The sequence below is a fragment of the Leptospira kirschneri serovar Cynopteri str. 3522 CT genome, from assembly GCF_000243695.2.
Lineage (GTDB): Bacteria > Spirochaetota > Leptospiria > Leptospirales > Leptospiraceae > Leptospira > Leptospira kirschneri.
Map to the genome: position 1 here is coordinate 817,925 of NZ_AHMN02000004.1, position 17,080 is coordinate 835,004.

The 17,080-nt window shown below is 36.6% G+C and carries 13 protein-coding genes and 1 pseudogene; 3 read left to right on the plus strand and 11 right to left on the minus strand.

Going from position 1 to position 17,080, the window contains the following annotated elements:
* Window positions 1-411: 411 nt before the first annotated feature.
* From LEP1GSC049_RS220625 to LEP1GSC049_RS220615, 3 genes are read right to left on the minus strand one after another with little or no spacing between them, the layout of a single operon-like run.
* Complete coding sequence (locus LEP1GSC049_RS220625) at window positions 412-1,263, minus strand: DUF2797 domain-containing protein (protein WP_004752376.1); 852 nt, start codon at window positions 1,261-1,263, stop codon at window positions 412-414.
* Window positions 1,260-1,913: an LIC_11883 family protein gene (locus tag LEP1GSC049_RS220620; protein ID WP_004752502.1), complete on the minus strand. Its 654-nt coding sequence runs from the start codon at window positions 1,911-1,913 to the stop codon at window positions 1,260-1,262. Before LEP1GSC049_RS220620 ends, LEP1GSC049_RS220625 begins: the two co-directional genes overlap by 4 nt.
* Window positions 1,882-3,144, minus strand: a complete 1,263-nt coding sequence (locus tag LEP1GSC049_RS220615; RefSeq protein ID WP_004752174.1) for an exo-beta-N-acetylmuramidase NamZ family protein — start codon at window positions 3,142-3,144, stop codon at window positions 1,882-1,884. Before LEP1GSC049_RS220615 ends, LEP1GSC049_RS220620 begins: the two co-directional genes overlap by 32 nt.
* Before the next feature lie 65 nt (window positions 3,145-3,209).
* Here LEP1GSC049_RS220615 and LEP1GSC049_RS220610 point away from each other — a divergent pair, with 65 nt between their 5' ends.
* From LEP1GSC049_RS220610 to LEP1GSC049_RS220605, 3 genes are all read left to right on the plus strand, one after another.
* Window positions 3,210-4,448 carry a lipoprotein LipL46 gene (locus tag LEP1GSC049_RS220610; protein WP_004752320.1) on the plus strand — a complete coding sequence of 413 codons (1,239 nt, stop codon included), beginning with the start codon at window positions 3,210-3,212 and terminating at the stop codon, window positions 4,446-4,448.
* 578 nt (window positions 4,449-5,026) lie between these two features.
* Complete coding sequence (locus tag LEP1GSC049_RS0205040) at window positions 5,027-5,581, plus strand: c-type cytochrome (RefSeq protein WP_016748750.1); 555 nt, start codon at window positions 5,027-5,029, stop codon at window positions 5,579-5,581.
* Window positions 5,582-5,667: 86 nt separating this feature from the next.
* Window positions 5,668-6,156 carry a hypothetical protein gene (locus tag LEP1GSC049_RS220605; RefSeq protein ID WP_004760686.1) on the plus strand — a complete coding sequence of 163 codons (489 nt, stop codon included), beginning with the start codon at window positions 5,668-5,670 and terminating at the stop codon, window positions 6,154-6,156.
* 162 nt (window positions 6,157-6,318) lie between these two features.
* Here LEP1GSC049_RS220605 and LEP1GSC049_RS220600 read toward each other — a convergent pair whose 3' ends face one another.
* The 8 genes and pseudogenes from LEP1GSC049_RS220600 to LEP1GSC049_RS220565 form a co-directional block, all read right to left on the minus strand.
* Window positions 6,319-7,620, minus strand: a complete 1,302-nt coding sequence (locus LEP1GSC049_RS220600) for a hypothetical protein (RefSeq protein WP_004763155.1) — start codon at window positions 7,618-7,620, stop codon at window positions 6,319-6,321.
* An 886-nt stretch (window positions 7,621-8,506) separates the two neighbouring features.
* Window positions 8,507-9,358 carry a flagellin N-terminal helical domain-containing protein gene (locus LEP1GSC049_RS220595; RefSeq protein ID WP_000586170.1) on the minus strand — a complete coding sequence of 284 codons (852 nt, stop codon included), beginning with the start codon at window positions 9,356-9,358 and terminating at the stop codon, window positions 8,507-8,509.
* 441 nt (window positions 9,359-9,799) lie between these two features.
* Complete coding sequence (locus LEP1GSC049_RS220590) at window positions 9,800-10,645, minus strand: flagellin N-terminal helical domain-containing protein (protein ID WP_000586165.1); 846 nt, start codon at window positions 10,643-10,645, stop codon at window positions 9,800-9,802.
* A gap of 1,337 nt (window positions 10,646-11,982) precedes the next feature.
* Complete coding sequence (locus LEP1GSC049_RS220585) at window positions 11,983-12,654, minus strand: hypothetical protein (RefSeq protein WP_004763186.1); 672 nt, start codon at window positions 12,652-12,654, stop codon at window positions 11,983-11,985.
* A gap of 200 nt (window positions 12,655-12,854) precedes the next feature.
* A complete protein-coding gene (creD, locus tag LEP1GSC049_RS220580; RefSeq protein WP_016748757.1) occupies window positions 12,855-14,261 on the minus strand; it encodes a cell envelope integrity protein CreD in 1,407 nt (468 codons plus the stop codon).
* Window positions 14,249-14,464: a hypothetical protein gene (locus LEP1GSC049_RS220575; RefSeq protein ID WP_004752612.1), complete on the minus strand. Its 216-nt coding sequence runs from the start codon at window positions 14,462-14,464 to the stop codon at window positions 14,249-14,251. The genes creD and LEP1GSC049_RS220575 overlap by 13 nt, the downstream gene beginning before the upstream one ends.
* A gap of 438 nt (window positions 14,465-14,902) precedes the next feature.
* Window positions 14,903-16,315, minus strand: a pseudogene (creC, locus tag LEP1GSC049_RS220570) (two-component system sensor histidine kinase CreC); the annotation flags it as partial.
* Between the two features lie 13 nt (window positions 16,316-16,328).
* Window positions 16,329-16,997, minus strand: coding sequence for a response regulator (locus LEP1GSC049_RS220565; RefSeq protein WP_004752178.1), 669 nt, complete (start codon window positions 16,995-16,997; stop codon window positions 16,329-16,331).
* Between the last annotated feature and the right edge of the window lie 83 nt (window positions 16,998-17,080).

Below are 17,080 nucleotides of genomic sequence, written 5' to 3' on the forward strand. Positions count from 1 at the left end.
TGATAGCAGATTTTTACGTTATTTCTTTTTAAAGGATCCGTTCCCGCATTCTTTTAAACAAATCCAATCGATAAGTTATAATTGACATCGATATAAATTCTCAAACGAGAATGTGTCAATGTTTAATTGAACCGTTTCAAGTTTCATCAATAGAAGAATAAAAATTTAAGATTCCAATTCGAAGAAAAAGTTATAACTTCATTTTTTTTCTGTAAACAATTTTAAAAAACTTTAGATTCACATTTTAGCAATAGAAAAGTTTTCGAAATTTCAGATTGTGAGTTCCCTCAAGATTGTGCGCCTTAGTTAATTTCAATGGGTTTTCAAGTCGTCTTCTCATTGTTAGTTGATAGAATTCCCAAATTTCAAACAACAAGAAATTGAATGTTCTGATTTTAGGAAAATAGCTACCTATTCAGAACTCAAAATAGATTCATAACCACCATACGCGCGTATGTTGATGACCCCGGATGAAAATAAAAGATATTGTCCTTTGATCCCAGTAAGAACGTCTTCGATCACAGGATGTTTTTCAGGAGCCAGAGATTGTATTTTTTTTGGATAAGACTGAATCGGATAACGAATGTAAGTTGGATTCTCTTGATCGGAAATTACATAATCCAGATCTAAATCCAGTTCTTCGATCGTTTTCAAAAATTCTTTCTTTTTAAAAACGAGATCTACCGGCTCTGGATCCCCCGATACCATCTTTTGCCAAGTGGTTCGATCCGACAAAATCTTAGAAAGTTCTTTTTCTATAATTCCCGCATCTCTTCTAGAAATAACTTCCACAAGTGGAATCCCTTGTACAGCTCCTTGATCCACCCAACGATTTGATACCGGATTTTCTTTTGTAATTCCCACTTTAATCGCGGAACTATTTGCAAGATAAACCGTATGAGAAATAAAACAATGTGTTTCTCCCCAATCTGGTTCCCTACAAGTTCCTAAATGAAAATGACAAGTATCCGGCCTTAAAATACATAGATCATTCTCAGCCAATGTCTGAAAACAAGTGAAACAATTTCCCTGATTGAAACTTTTTTTAGTGATCCTTCCGCAAGATACACAACGAATTTTTCCGGTAAATTCTAACCTTATTTTTTTACCTAAGTAGTTTAGAATATTAGGATTTTCTTGAATATTTGGTTTTTGTTTTTCAGAAGAATCGGAATCGTAGGTCGCAGTGACCCAAATATAAGAAACAGGATCGATTCCTTGATGATCCATCATTCGTAGGAAACCGGAAGCGATCGGTTTCATGGAAGTATGATTTCTCTTCCGGAAAGTGGCCTAAACATAGAATCCACTTTTATATCCAAAATGGCCTTTAATTTAGAACCGGACCAATCAAATACTATAATCCGGTCTCTAAACTCGTAGTGACTCAGTCGTCCATTATTTAGATAAAACGCACGAAGAGATTCGCCCGAATCTTCCTCAGAACTGATTTTTACTACATTTTTTCCGGAAATTGTAGTTCCTGAGTACAATTGAATATTCTTATATACCTTTATATTAGGGTTCAGTGCAAGCACCGGACTCACAGAACGTTTTTCCAGAGGCACCATTTCCGGAACGGAAACTTCCGGTTCTAATTCAGACGGAAACTGTTGTTTTAAAAGCCCACAAAAAAAAGGTCCAGGAAGCTCTGGAATAGGAACCACACAATCCCAATCTTCCCACATTTGTTCCTGATCGGTGAGATATTCTTTTCTCAGACTCTGAGCGACCTTTGCATACGTATAATACTTCAATCTTCCGATCAGTTCTCTCAGAGAATACTCTTTCCAATTTTGCGCCGATACGGAAACATTCAAAAATAAGAATACAATAAAATAGAAAAAGGTTCGCAGTAAAACGTTAAATCGAACTCTAATTTTAATAGAGGTAATACTTTTTAATTTTTTCATTGTATTCTTTCTCAATAGAACTTAAATATTCCGCATACTGATCGTATTTTTTTCCGGAGTCGATCGCTTTTCGAAACGATTCCGTTCCCCATAGAAAATCGATATTGTAGGTTCCATCCGGATACGATCTCCATTTAAATTCTTTATAATTCGATTTTAGAACGGAAATCAACTGGAACGCCATTTTCAAAGGATCGTATTTTCGATTTACCACCGTTAGTCGCAATCCTCTACAGATTTCATTTTTATAAGGACCAAACACCGGTTTAAAAAACACGGTCTGATAATAATACTCTCCACCAGAATTTTGATTCAATTCCTCCGCTAACTTTTCCGGTTCCATCATCCAAGGCGCTCCGAAATACACAAAAGGTGCGGTAGTACCTCTTCCTACAGAAACGTTCACTCCTTCTAACAAAACAAGCCCCAAATAATTGACCGCAGAATCCACAGTTGGTAAATTAGGAGAAGGTGTAGTCCAAGGAATTCCTTCTCTGTCCCAATCAAAAGATCGTTTTGCGTTTTTAGGAGATATTACTTCTAAACGAACCTTTTTATCTAAATATTCAGAGTTATAATAAACCGCCGATTCTCCCAAGGTCAAACCTCCGAAAAAAAGAGAAGGAAATTCTCCCGCAAAATTTAAAAAACGTTTATCGATCATTTCCCCTCTTCCTTTTAAATAAAGAGCGGGATTTACGTGATCCAATACGATCAGTCTCGTATTTGCAGGATCCGGAATTCCGTCCATAATTCTTTTTAAGACGGTTAGATAAGTATAACATCTCATCCCCATATCTTGCACATCAAAAAGAATCGCGTCGGCTCCTTTCAAAATCGTCGGAAGTTCTGCATTCTTGACTCGATAGATATGATAGATCGGAAGATTAAAAAATTCATCCACGGTAACCGGAGATTTACTGAAGTCCTCCTCGAGTCCTAAAAATCCGTGTTCCAATCCGATCAGATGTTTGATTTTTACATCGTGTTTTTTAAATTCTCTTAAAATCCTTTCGGGACTTCTTCCGATTCCGGATGGATTTGTAATTAGAATTACATTTTTTCCGGAAAGTCCAGGAAGAACGTTAGAATAAAATTCGATTTCGGAAGGAATGAGTTTTGAGTCCGCGATATGTTTACGAAAACTTTTTTCCGCACAAGCAATCGATGGTAGAAATAGAAAAAAAATAACTGAGAGAAAGAATTTCTTCTTTATTTTTGTGTTGAACATCCGAGAATTCCTATTTTGTTTAAAAAAATCCCTCAAACCTATTCTTCAAGGAGAAAAACGACACAATGAATCGTTTCCCTACCACCAGGCTCATCGCGGCCTTAGCAGTTATTTCCTTCGCAATCAGTTGCGGTTCTTCCGGTTCCACTCGTGGTAAAAAGAAAGAATTCTACGAAAAAGAAGGTAATAAAGTTACCGTAATCGGAGAAGCTCCTATTTATAACGGGGACAAACAAATCGCTAAACAAAGAGCATTAAAAGATGCAAAAATCAACGCGGTTCGCAAAGTAATCGGAGAAGAAATCAGCAATAAAAGTAAGGCTTCCGATGGGGAAAGTTTAGGTTCCAGTCTACTTTCTAAAACGGACGCATTTGTCAAAAGTTATGATATTATAGACGAAGCAGAAGGTAAGATCGATACCCAACCTATGTTGAAACTTACCGTTCGTTGTGAAGTAGAAGAATCTAAAATCTCAACTGCAGTAGACAACCTTCTTGCAGATGTTGGAAATCCTAGAGTGGCCGTTTTAGTTCTCGGTAAAGTGGGAGGCGCTCCCGTTTTTCCTGCAACTCCTGGAAATTTCGGTGAAGCTGAAATTATCAAGGCTCTGAAAAAGAACGGAAACAAAGTCATCGACCCTTCTCTCACCGCTAAAAAAGTAAATAAAACTCAAGTAGATTCTGAAAATGTAGAAGGTTCTCCTTTGATTAAAATTCTGGCAGAGGCTCTACAGGCGGAAGTTTTAGTTTTAGCTAACGTAGAAACGGAAGATCAACAACCTTTAGATTCTGTAAATGGAAAAGCTTTAGAAAGAACCATCTATAACACAGCAGCTACAGGAACTTATAAAGTAGTTCTTCTTTGGGGAGACGGAAAGATCGTAGATAGTGGAACCGCAGATGGTAGAGGCGCAGATATTACTCAAAAAGTTTCTAGAGAAAAAGCGATTTCGGAATGGGCGGCTTCTGTATCTAAAAAAGTAAACAATCAATTGAAAGAAGAATGGTTTAATTTAACTGAAAACAATCCTATCGTTCTGAAGTTTACTGGCCTAAACGCAGACGAAGCGACTAAGTTCAAAGACGATCTAACCGAGTTTACTGCGACAAAAGAAGTAAACGTAAGAACTTCCGATACGAATGGTTCCGAGTGGGAAGTAATTTATCCAGGTAAGGATTCTTTATTTCAAGAAGAACTGGTCTACAAAAAAGACAGAGGATTCTCTTTCTTAGCGACTAAATCCTTGGAAGTTAAATCCGCAACCCGAGGAGTGGTTACTCTGGAATTTAAACCTTTAAAATAAAGTTTTAGCTTAAACTTTACACTTTCCAAAAAAATACCCGGCAAAGTAAAACCCGCCGGGTATTTTTTTATATTCATTTCATAGAATCTGATTTTTAGAAAAAGTATAATTAGCATATAGAGAGTGTAAAGGTGGCTGCCTATTTTGTTTCAAAATGAGAAATCTATTTTTATAAATGAGAACTCTTACGTTTAAATTTTTGAGCTAAATCACTATTTTATAACTGCCATTTCCGTGAAAAATTGATTTTATAGAGATTTCTTTAAACTAAAATGTTTTGTAGGAACTATTACGAATTTAGATTTTACAGTGAAATCTTAAAATGTAGGAACTAAAACAAATTGATGTTTTTTGTTAGAAAACGATGCGGCTTTGCCTTTATAAAAGTAAGATTAACGTTTTGAAATCTTAATTTATAAATCGAATCGAATCATTCCGCTATTCACCATAACTTGAAGTTTCTAAATTTCCATTTTTAGATAGATTTCTTTTTTAGATCCTTCAACCTGCCCTTTACGATAAAGAGACGGTTCCATTTAGAAGTATCGATTCTTTATAAAATTCAATTGGGAAAATGTATGAAAAAAATTCATTCTTCAATTTTAATTCTGCTCTTTGCGATTCTAACTTTCATAAACTGTTCGAATCAAAATAACAAGTCAAATAGTTCTCGCATTGAACGAGGTAAAAAATTGGTAATGGTCGCCGGATGTACAGATTGTCATACCGCAAAAATAATGACTCCACAAGGCCCGGTGCCAGACGCTTCTAAATTTTTAGCTGGATATTTAGAAACAAATCAATTACCGGATTATAAGAACTATAAAAATTCTCCTTGGCTTTTGTTTACCGGAGATCTTACTGCCGTGGTTGGTCCTTGGGGAGTTAGTTTTGCAAAAAATATTACCCCCGATCCTGAAACCGGTATCGGCGGTTGGACCGAAGATATGTTTATCCAAACGGTTCGGACTCAAAAAAGATTAGGGGTAGGTAGACCAATTCTTCCTCCAATGAACGGTGTTTTTATCGGAAACATGAATCCTCTAAGTGATGATGAACTAAAAGATATTTTTGCTTATCTTAAATCTTTAAAGCCAGTCAGAAACAGAGTTCCTGAACCGATTTTAAATTAAAAGTGAATGAACGGATTGAAACGTATCAATCCGTTCTCGCAAAGTATATTCTAAGAAAAACATTTTTCAATTCAAAGGAATCATTTGTGTTAAAAAAAACATTACTTATCGCTTTAACAACGATCTTTTTTTTAAACTGCAATCGAGATTTAGATCAATTTAATCAGTTTCAGAAAGCAGAAATATCTACTCTCACTCAAAACATTCAAGAAATTCTAACTTCCATGAAATATGAAAAATATAAGATTCTTATCATCCCTCATGTAAATTTTTCAAAATCTCGAATCAGTGAAAAAAAAGTACTAGAAAATTTCAATGGCAAAGCTATAGAATCTGAAAACCCTCCCGAATATGGAAACACGAAAAATGATCGAAATGAATATTATAAAAGAGATTTAACGATAAATTATGATACTGCTAGTAAAGAATATATATACAACATTGATTATTTCTCTGTACTAATTATTTTTGATAAGATCGATGATAAAAAAAAGAATCAAGTAACAAAACTTATCGAGAAAGTCGTGTTGAATATGGATAAAGGAGATACCGTAGAGATAATTTCGCTGGAATGATTTTTAAAATTACTTTCAATAGATTCTCGTTTCGTTTATGTCAAATTCTTATCTTAGGAAAAGCACTAAACGCAAACGGGATTGAAAACAAATCCCATTTGCGTTTCTGTAAATTAAGAGTTCCTAATACTTCCTAGAAATTCTGTCTAATATTCAGTTGAACTACCATAACCAATAAGCTTCTAGAAAATCCGCATTCAATCCCAATGCAGAAGATTGTGGAATGACACATCTTCTATAAGGAGCAAACTCCCATTTATTGTAAGGTTTTCTATAGAAAAGCCCTACTATATCTGAAAAAGTTCGATCTTCTATACAATGATAATTGTAAAGTGGAAATCCACTTTTATCTTTTACGTGTATTTTGTTAGGATCCTGAAAGAAAAATATATCCATCGATTCCGCCAATTCGTGCCCCTGATCCTTGACCGCAGCGATTAAATTTTTCAATCCGGTTTGCAAAGGATAACCCATATGTACTAAAACGCCCACTCCTTTGAGAAGCATATAGTGATTAAAAAAGTTGGCATCCTCCGATTGAACGATCACTCCTACAAAAATAGAACCAAGTGTAATTAAATTTTGCCACTGCCCCAAAGGAGTTATCTGATTACGAGCAATGTATTTTAAGATTACCTCGTTGATCTTAGCCACAGGGTTGACATCAGCAGTATGATTCCCATATCTAAGATTCACATTATTAAAATCTTGAACTTGGTAATTTCGAGCTTCATAATATCTCAAAAGATCAGCACAAATTTTTACAACATCCTCTCTAAACTCTTCTACGTGTACAAAAGTCCAATAGAGTCCCACTAGAGAATGGATCGTTGCGTCTAAAGAAAAATCATATCTAAACTTATACTGTTGATCCTCAAACGAATAATCTGTATATCTCATAGTACCACAAGGTTTGTTATCTGGAGGAACACCTACGGTTCCATTTTGATTACAAGGCGGGAATTGATTGTATGCTTCTATATTGACAAAATCTCTACCAAACCCACCTCGATTGAGAGATTGCATTAATTTATAATATTCTAAATATCTTTTTATAAGAGCCAGGGTATCCGGGTCACGAGTATTTTTATATTTCCATGCCATCGCACCCAAAGTTACTCCTACGTTAAAAGTAGCATCTCCCGCTTCTTGCCAATTGTATCTTCCGACTCCATTTAAAGCTTGATTTTCAAAATGATCTAAACCTCTATATTCTACTTGTCCTAAAGGACCAGTTAAATATTTAACATTTGAGTAAACTTGCTTTTCCTTAAAAGAATTCATTTCCCCGACTAACCATGCAATAAGCATAATTTCTTTGTTAGAAGTCTTTTTTCCTGGAATACAAAACATCAAAGATGAAAAAATTAAAATGAGCGCAAAAGATCTCATTCCAACTTGAATCATTTTCAATAAACCTAATCTTAAAAAACCTACTTCTGGATCCTTTTGTTTCTCTTTCACTCTAACACTCCCTGTTAAATACAATCTCCGATACGTCATTCGCTTTCATTTCATAAAAAACCAACCAGAGACGATAAGCATCTTATAAAATTAAATTCCTTTTTCCCTAAACTCAATACGCCTAAAACAATGATACAAATTAATATTAAAGTTGTTTAAAAATGGGTTCTCCATCCGTTTACGTTGTATTGAAATGAACAATTGAAGCAGTTTTGCCAATCTCCACTATAAAATTTTTCAACAACCCTATTTTTTTAAAAAACATTAAATTTATTTTATATATAAAAAAACTAATGCAAAAATAAACTCATTTACCAAACTATACACAATGCGCCAACACTTAACCGAAATAAATCTTTTCAAGAAAGGCCCAAGGTATTTAATTCGCATAACGTATAACTTAAGGAAGTCACAAAAATATTAATCATTTTTCCAAAAACAGACTTCTTATATTAAATACCAAACAAACTGTCAAATAAAAAATATAAATACATTCAATTTTAATTATATTATAAAAATATTAATATATTACTAAAAGGTAGCATAACTTAAAATGATATAAATTCATATAACGCAAGTTATAGCATCTCTAGAGCAATGAAATTAAAAACAAAATCACGAAAAACGCAATAAAAGTGACATCGGAAGAGATTTAAGAATCAGTTCGTCAGAGTGATTGTTTAGAAATAAACTTTGCCTGATAGGCGGGAAAAAATTTGAGAAAATTGTAAAGGTATTACTCAGAAAAAAGAGAGTCAAATATTACTTTTAGTAAAACTTTATTACTTGAGATATGCGCCTAACGTATCAGATAAAAAAATCCACCGGGAAAAAATCTCCCGGTGGAACTTTTTTTTATCTACCTTCCCTCCTGGAAGGCTTCCTCTTAGATCTGCTGCAGAAGCTTGAGAACTGAATTCGGTTTCATGTTTGCCTGCGCCAACATTGCCGTACCACTCTGCACAAGTATTTGTTTTGTGGTCAGCGAGACAACTTCCTCCGCCATATCGGCGTCTCGAATTCTAGATTCAGATGCCTGCATATTTTCATACGCACCCATCAGACCTTTTGCGGTATATTCAAGCCTATTATAATAAGCTCCCATATCCGCTCTCTGCTTCATGATCTTCGTAAGAGCAGCATCTGCCAGCCCGATCACGTCATTAGCCTCTCCCGGAGAAGAGATTGCGATCGGCCTCCCATCCGCCTTTACAAGCTTCAGGGCTTTCGAAGTCATCGTACCGATGTAAAATCTTTCACGCTGATTTTGGTTTGGACCCATATGAAACCACATGGATGCAACCCTAGAACCTCTCGCGAATTGACCCTCAAACAGTTTGAACTTATTAAATTCAGCCTGAGAAGCAATTCGATCGACTTCATCCACCAGCGCAGATACTTCCACCTGCACGAGCTGCCTATCTTCGTTACTGTAGATACCATTCGAAGTCTGGATGGCGAGCACCCGGATTCTTTGAATGATGTTAGACGTCTGCTCCAGAAATCCCTCGGCAGTTTGAATGAAACTCATTCCGTCTTCGGTATTTCTTTCCGCCTGACGCAAACCATTTACTTGCGTTCTTAGCTTTTCGGAAACAGCAAGTCCGGAAGCGTCGTCCGCAGCGGAATTGATCCGCATACCGGAAGACAGAGCTTTCATCGTCTTGTCCACAGCAAGTTCGTTGAACTTTAGAGAACGGTGAGCATTCACCGCGCTCAGGTTGTGATTGATAATCATTCTACACTCCTTTGTAGAGATGAACCGGCAAATCTCCCTATCTGCCGGCCGGACATGGTCTGTCCGGTGCTCCGGGATGGACAGTATTCAGACCACCTGACAGACCAGGCGTCCTACCACGGAGTTATATTCGATTATCAATCGCTATCAATTCAACAAACCTCTTTGATCCCAAAAGGACCATGGAAAGCGAATATTTGAATTTTAGAATATTCTTTAGATGAACCTTCCATCGTTCTTCAGGGATTCTCAAACACGAATAGCCGCGTAGAGCGGCTTTCTTAAAAAGGTCGGAAAACGGACCGGATGGAATTTAGGAATCAATTCCGGAAGGAAACGCATCCTAGGGATGCGCTCCTCTTCCGGTCAGTTATTCTCCTGCCCTTACGGTCGCCGAAATATTTCGGCGACCGTAAGATCTTAACCGTTCAGGTTAAAATCTTATCTAAGAAGCTGCAGAACCGACTGAGGTCTTACGTTAGCCTGAGCAAGCATTGCTGTTCCCGACTGAACCAGAATCTGGTTTTTAGTGAACGCAACTGTTTCCTCCGCCATATCTGTATCCCTGATTCTCGACTCTGAAGCCTGGATGTTTTCGTAAGCAACCATCAGACCTTTGGAAGCGTGTTCCAATCTGTTAAAGTATGCTCCAAGATTCGCTCTTTGTTTGTTGATTTTCATCAGAGCGTCGTCCAGTACCCCGATAGAGTCATTAGCAAATTCAGCAGTAGACAACGTCAGGAGAGAACCATCCGCCTTGATCAAATTGAGAGATTTCGCCGTCATAGTTGCGATATACACTCTTTCTCTTTGGTGTTGGTTCGGTCCGATATGGAACCACATAGAAGAAGTTCTAGAACCTCTTGCAAAGTCCCCCTGAAGGAGAGCCATCTTGTTGAATTCTGCCTGAGAAGCGATACGATCAATCTCGTCTACAAGCTGAGAAACCTCTACCTGAATCATCTGGCGATCTTCTGCGCTGTAGATTCCGTTAGAAGACTGAATAGCAAGAACCCTGATTCTTTGGATGATATCATTAGTTTCCTGTAAATATCCTTCCGTAGTCTGGATCAAAGACATGCCGTCTTCAGTGTTTCTCTCAGCTTGTCTGAGACCTTTCACTTGCGTTCTCATTTTTTCAGAAACGGCAAGACCGGAAGCATCGTCTCCAGCGCGGTTGATACGCATACCGGAAGAAAGAGTTTCCATATTCTTCGCTACTTCGTTATTCTGAAACTTCAGAACGCGATGGGAATTGATCGCGGCTAAGTTGTGATTAATGATCATGGGTTTCCTCCTTGAAACTGATCATGACTCCGGCATCCGTGCCCGAGCCCCTTGTGAGTTTGGTTTTGGCCAAATATTTTTATTTATATCGAAAGGATTCAAAGAATCGAATTTGCATTCGAATCCATTTCCTTCCTTCACTATCTTCGGTGATTCGGTCTTCTGGATTAAGTTTAGGATAAGTGGGGATTTTCTTTAAAAATCGTCGTTTTTCGATAATTTAAATAGAAAACGGCAGTTTTTTAGGAATTCAAATTTTATACTTTTTTTTTGAAAAAATTGATTCTTTTTTGAGCTAATCTTAAATTCGATCGATTTCAAAATTTCCGTAAGTATTTTTTATTTTCGAATCGACTTTTTCTAAAAAGAGCAAGCTTTTAAGGAATCTATTTGTGAAATATTACTTCAAATTTAGACTTTACAGCTAAACTTTGAAACGATGGGAGTTCCCACATTTTAAAGGACATAATAAGCAAGAATTTTACGCAGACTGTGGTGACAAAAGTAGTAGTTAAGAAGTTCAAGATATGTTTTCTTTCGAGTGACAAATATTGTTGCAGAGAAAGTTCAATTGCAGTTTAATTCGACCTCAAAGCAGCAAATCTCTTTTTGATACAAAGAATAGAATGAAAGCATATTCCCGTTGTCGAATTTGTGGGTTTGACCCTGGGTATTTTCCTTGGGGTGCGGATGGGAAATCTCCGGATTTCACATTTTGTCCTTGCTGTGGATGCGAGTTTGGATATCAAGACAGCTCACTTGCAGGAATAAAGAACTGGCGAAAGAAATGGGAACAGCGGGGATACGCCTGGGATGAACCTGGCCAAAGGCCGGAGAATTGGGATCTCGAGCAACAACTAGCATCAATCGCAAATGAATTTCTCTGAATCGATCCCGCAAATTTAATCCTTAATAGAATGAGACAATGCAGGAACGATCGCCTTTCCGGCCTGAAAGTGCATTTTATATTGCTCCTCCTCGATCATAGCCTTCATCCAAATAGTTTTTCACCCAGCAGGGCTTGTCCAGAAACTTGAAAATGTAGGAACTCTTATGCTTTTAAACGATCAGAAAAAGCATATCAAAAGCCTAAAGAATCGCCAAAGAGACAAAATCTGTGGGAACTTCTGCAAATTTTCTTTCAGCTTTTGGAACAAACACTCAGCAAAAATTCTCGACTCGGATTGCCTCGAATCCTTCGGATGGATTCATGATTATAGACTATTCTCCTAGGAAAGTTAGGCCTTGGTTGTTATCGACGGCGTCTTTTACTACGGAATAAAATTCCTTCAAAATAAACATTCTACTTTCGTCTTTTTCGGAAGTCATCGCCTCCTTTATGAATCCACAAGAGGAATGAGTACACTGGCGAGTGGTTGTCTGTTTCGGTCGAGCAGTACAAAACTGCGCTTCACAATGGCCGTAGCGGCGACTGGTAGATCGTCCTCAATATAGAGTGGTCCTGGTTTGTGAGCTACAATGATTTCACCAATTTGCTTGCCTTCATAAGAAAATCGAGTCATAACGCTCGTTGATTTATAAACGGCGACTAACCACACATCACAAACAATGCCTGTTTTTCTGTCAATTTTTCTGAGCTTGTCGAACAGGTGCGCACATGGCGGACTCTGCGTACCGATATGTCCCAGTACGTCCCGCAACTCGACGTTATCCCATCCAGTCTCCAATCGTATATGCTCAAGAGCTTCCAATACCAAGTTTGAAACCCAAAGGTAGTCGTGAACTTTTAAACGAACTAGACTAATGTCGCAAGCTTCAGTGACCTCGCAGACGTTGAGCGCTACCGAGACGTCACCATGCCATTCTTGCGCTATGGAATGGTCAGCAATAGACACGGCTATCTTCCTAAAAGGTGCAGACACATTCCTTTCTCGAAGCCAGAGACGAATTGCTTCGAATACAGGAAAGAGAGCTTCATTGCAAGATTTTTGTTCAATTTGAGCCAGCCCCGCAGGTCGTACATATATTTGGAAGTCTATGAGGCGCATGCTCTGTAAATTTATTTCTAATTGATTGCAAAAGTCGGATTAGACAATCATAAAAAATAGTTTCTTGATCCAGTTTTTATCTCTTTTTTAGAACCTTGAAAACTTCAGAGATTCAAATCCAATAGAAAAAAGCCCTACTCTTTCGAGTTAGGGCTACAAACAAAAAACATAAAATTAATCTTACTTTTCTAATTTCATTTTTAAGAAGATTTGATCTCCCCCTGAGATCCAAAAGAATACCAATTGATCTTTCGGGTAAAATGCATTAAAAGCGCTAAAAACACAAATACCACAACGGAACCTATGAGCAAGGCGTAGTCTTCGGAAGATAAAATTATATACAAGAAAGAATATAAACCGAAATAAAATCCTCCAGCAATAAATCCCCTCTTTTTACTTTGTAAAATGGAAGTCGCATAATAAAATATGAGACCGGAAACCGCAAGAGATGCAATCGCGTAAGATATTATAAAACCTAAATGTTCCGACAAAGATAAGTTTAAAATGTAAAATACAACCATCACAAACCCAATCATCAGATATTGAAATGGATGAAGAATCTTTCCTCCAAAAATTTCTAATAAAAAGAAAAGAGCAAAACTAGCCGCAATCAATAAAATCGCGTATTTAATAGATCTTTCTAATTTTAGATAATGGTCCACAGGAACGATCAACCGAACTCCAAGCCCAGAAGATAAAATAGTACCCAAAGTTGAATGTTCCTCGGAAGAAATTACTTGTGGATAATTTCTAGAAAAATAAGAAGATTCCCAAGTTGCTTGAAATCCATTTTCAGAAATACTTCTTTCTTTTGGTAAAAAACTTCCCTCAAAGGACGGATCTTTCCAATTCGAAGAAATTTGAATCTTAGTTTCTTTACCCAGAGGAATTAAACCCATAGAATCAGAACCTTGAGTTGGAATTTGAATTTGAAACGTAAGTGGAAACTTAAAATCCAAAAGATTCATTTTAGAATGTAATCCAGATGTAAAATGTTCGGAAGAAGAACCCGGTTGAAACGTTTTTTCTTTTTCAGCTAAAAACAATTTAACGTCATTTCCAATTCCTTTTGCGTCATTGACAACAACGATCATTTTTGATTCCGCCCAGAAAATTTTTTTTGTATTCATTGGAAAATCAGAAACAGACGGTTGTTTAAAATTTCCTTGGAACTTTACATTTCCATGATATAAAACCGCTTCATAAATTCCTCTCTTTCTCTTTTCTGCTTTTAAATCCGTTTCTAAGTTGAGTTTTTCCGGAAGAAAATACATTTCTTCAACTACTTCTACTTGAGTACGAATTTGCTTTCTATTTCGATCTTGATTTACTCCTTCCCAAATTGCTGGATCTTCCTTTACTTCTTCTCGGATTATTTGATAAGGAATTACTAAAAAAGGGCCGGCCATCTCCTGCTTACCACCCCATTTGGAACTCATTTCTCCTACCGCTTCTCCAGCTCTTTCCTGTCTTTCAAAAACTAACGAACCGACCAAGTTGATCGGAATTAATAACAAACCAAGCATTATTCCTAAAATTAAAATCCTAAGACTTACGGACGATTGAATTTTAAACATATTATTTTCTCCAATAATTAATCCGCGCATCCGTCTTCGTGCGTTCGGTATAATTGTTCCCACCATTTCATCTTTTCTTCCTTGTTCAAAATATTACTCTTACTCAAACGCACTTTTTCTACTAAGACTCTTTCTCGACCTTCCCAGGCCATATAAGTCGGGATTAAAAGTCCGATCAAAAGTATGAAAAAGAACAACACTTTAGCACTTACAAAAGATTGAATATTCAACATATACTACATACTCCTTGTTCTAAGAGTATGTAACATAAAAGTGAGAAACTTATGTGCGAATTGTGAGGATTGTGTGAGGATTTTAGAACTTATACTTACTGATCTTTATGATAAAATGGTCTGGATTTTAAGAGAAATCCAATGTTTAGACAAAAAATTTGCCGTAAAATCCGTAGTTAAAGTAAATTCGGTATAACGCGAAAGGGATCGATGCGAGGGAACTTTAACAAAACGCTTTCCTGAATGCTGATCCTTAGAGAGGCATTCGCTGAGTTTCTAAGAATCGCATTTTATATTGAAATTTAAGACAAAAAATCGTATTACGTTTTCTTTATACAATTTATTGACCAGAACTAAAGAGCCCAGTTCGGCTTGTCTGTGGCAAGTCGGATTCGCCCCCGGTTTTCTTCGCCCTCACGTTAGTTAAAACCTGTTTTATTATTGTAAAATTGTTTTGAAACAAATCCGAGCGACTACACCTATTGAAGTTCCGTTTTTTACTTCCAAGTCTGCATCGTGTAATTTTGCAATCTCTCTTACAAATGCCAAACCCAATCCAGAACTTTTACGACCAGTATCAGGACGAGGCAAAGAATAGAACTTCTCAAAAATTCTTTCTAAAGCATAGGACGGAATTCCTGGACCGGAATCTTCTACTTCTAAAAAAGGAAATCCGTTTTCTCTACCACAACGAACCGTAATTTCAGAATCTGAGTTTGAAAAATCCAATGCGTTCTGAATTAAATTTCTAAGAGCCATTCCTAAAAAGAAAAAATTCCCTTCCACATATACAGTTTCGGTTAACTCTTTCAGTTTTATTTTTTTCCGAACTGCTTCCGAAATAAAAGAAACAATCGTTTCTCGAACCACGTCTTGTAAATTGAGATTCGGAGTTTTTTCTAACTGAGATTGATTTTCCAAAGAACTGAGTTCTAAAAGTTTTTCTAAAATGATTTGGATCCTTTTTCCTTCTAATTGAATATTAGAAATTAAAGATTCTAAACGATTCGGATTTTCGATAATCAACTCGGAAGAAGCGAGCAAAGAAGAAAGTGGACTTTTAATTTCATGTGTCATAGATTGTACATAATTTTCCACGTATTCTTTTCCCGCAAGTTCCCGAAACAATCGGTCCATTTCTTCTCCCAATCCTCTAATTTCGGGCACACTAATTTTTGGAAAAGGGACCCGTTTTTGCAATCTTAGAGCCGAAACATATTCGGATAGTTTTCGAATTGGTGAAAACAAAAAATATAAAATGCTAATAAACAAAATGATTATAGAAAGTGCTACATACAAACTTAAATTCCAAAATTTTTTTCGAGTGGATTCTATAAAAGGGATCAAACTTTTTTTGGGTTTGATCACAGTAAGTACACCGATTATTTTTCCAGAATTTCGAATTGGTGCGGCTATAAATAATCCTTTTTCGGAACCAAATAACAAACTCGATCTGGCTCCGTATTTTCCTTGTAAGGTGAGATATACGTCGTTCTTTTTAGAATAGTCCTGTCCTTTTTTTAGTTTTTCCGAATCATAGATCACAATTCCACGTTCATCTGTGACATACAGTTGCAAATCCATTTTCTTTTTAGTAATTTCAAAAATTTTAGAATTCAAATCCCTCTTCGTTGCAGTTTGCATCATAGTAGAAAGAATCCGTTCGCTTACTTTTTCTAAAGATTCATTTTTTTGGGAAAGTTCCCTTTCTAATAAAGAAGCCAAAAGATGAGCAATATCGTTCAAAGATTCTTCCACTGCTTCCATATAACGCGGTCGAATCGAATCTTCGATTTTATCTACAAAATAATAATAACCGAGTAAGAAGGCAAAAAAAAACCGATTACAATTCTAACCCAAAGACTCATAACGTTTCCTTCAATCCGTATCCTTGACCCCGTTTCGTTTCAATCGGATCTAAGTCAGGTCGAATTTCCTTTAATCGAAAACGAATGTTTTTAATCACCGTGTCTACGGCACGGTCGAAACTTTCTTCCGGTTCCGTCCAAACTCGATCCATAATTTCTTCCCTTGTAAAAATTTTTCCAGGTCGTTTTAAAAATAACAATAACGTTCTATACTCATACGGAGTAAGAGATAAAGACTTACCGTAATAATAGATAACTTTACGATCTTCATCCATGAGAAACTCTGTTTTTTTCTCTTCGGAGTTTCCATCGTATCTTCTTAAAACCGCTTTGATCCTTGCGACTAATTCTCTAGGACTAAACGGTTTTACCATATAATCGTCTGCGCCTAATTCTAAACCAAGAACCCGGTCTAGTTCCGATTCTCTGGCGGTAAGTAAAATGACTGGAATAGAATTTTTTTTTCTAAGCTCTTTCAAAATTTCAAAACCACTTGCATCCGGAAGTCCCACATCCAATACCAATAAATCTGGAGATTCCTTCAAAAAAGAAATACATTCTTTACCAGTCATCGCGTAGATCATCTTAAAACCTTCCGATTCTAAAACGATTTGAATCGTATCTCGAATTCCAGGTTCGTCTTCTGTGAGTAGAATTGTACGCATCCATGAAAATAAAAAACCAATCTCATTTTTAGGAAAAGAATATTTTTACTGGATCCAAAACTTTGGAATTTTTTTCAGTTAGA

Excerpts from the sequence above, each read along its gene's own strand:
- LEP1GSC049_RS220625 (WP_004752376.1), bottom strand. The coding sequence starts at position 1,263 with ATGAAACCGATCGCTTCCGGTTTCCTACGAATGATGGATCATCAAGGA.
- LEP1GSC049_RS220620 (WP_004752502.1), bottom strand. The coding sequence starts at position 1,913 with ATGAAAAAATTAAAAAGTATTACCTCTATTAAAATTAGAGTTCGATTT.
- LEP1GSC049_RS220615 (WP_004752174.1), bottom strand. The coding sequence starts at position 3,144 with ATGTTCAACACAAAAATAAAGAAGAAATTCTTTCTCTCAGTTATTTTT.
- LEP1GSC049_RS220610 (WP_004752320.1), top strand. The coding sequence starts at position 3,210 with ATGAATCGTTTCCCTACCACCAGGCTCATCGCGGCCTTAGCAGTTATT.
- LEP1GSC049_RS0205040 (WP_016748750.1), top strand. The coding sequence starts at position 5,027 with ATGAAAAAAATTCATTCTTCAATTTTAATTCTGCTCTTTGCGATTCTA.
- LEP1GSC049_RS220595 (WP_000586170.1), bottom strand. The coding sequence starts at position 9,358 with ATGATTATCAATCACAACCTGAGCGCGGTGAATGCTCACCGTTCTCTA.
- LEP1GSC049_RS220590 (WP_000586165.1), bottom strand. The coding sequence starts at position 10,645 with ATGATCATTAATCACAACTTAGCCGCGATCAATTCCCATCGCGTTCTG.
- LEP1GSC049_RS220585 (WP_004763186.1), bottom strand. The coding sequence starts at position 12,654 with ATGCGCCTCATAGACTTCCAAATATATGTACGACCTGCGGGGCTGGCT.
- creD (WP_016748757.1), bottom strand. The coding sequence starts at position 14,261 with ATGCGCGGATTAATTATTGGAGAAAATAATATGTTTAAAATTCAATCG.
- LEP1GSC049_RS220575 (WP_004752612.1), bottom strand. The coding sequence starts at position 14,464 with ATGTTGAATATTCAATCTTTTGTAAGTGCTAAAGTGTTGTTCTTTTTC.
- LEP1GSC049_RS220565 (WP_004752178.1), bottom strand. The coding sequence starts at position 16,997 with ATGCGTACAATTCTACTCACAGAAGACGAACCTGGAATTCGAGATACG.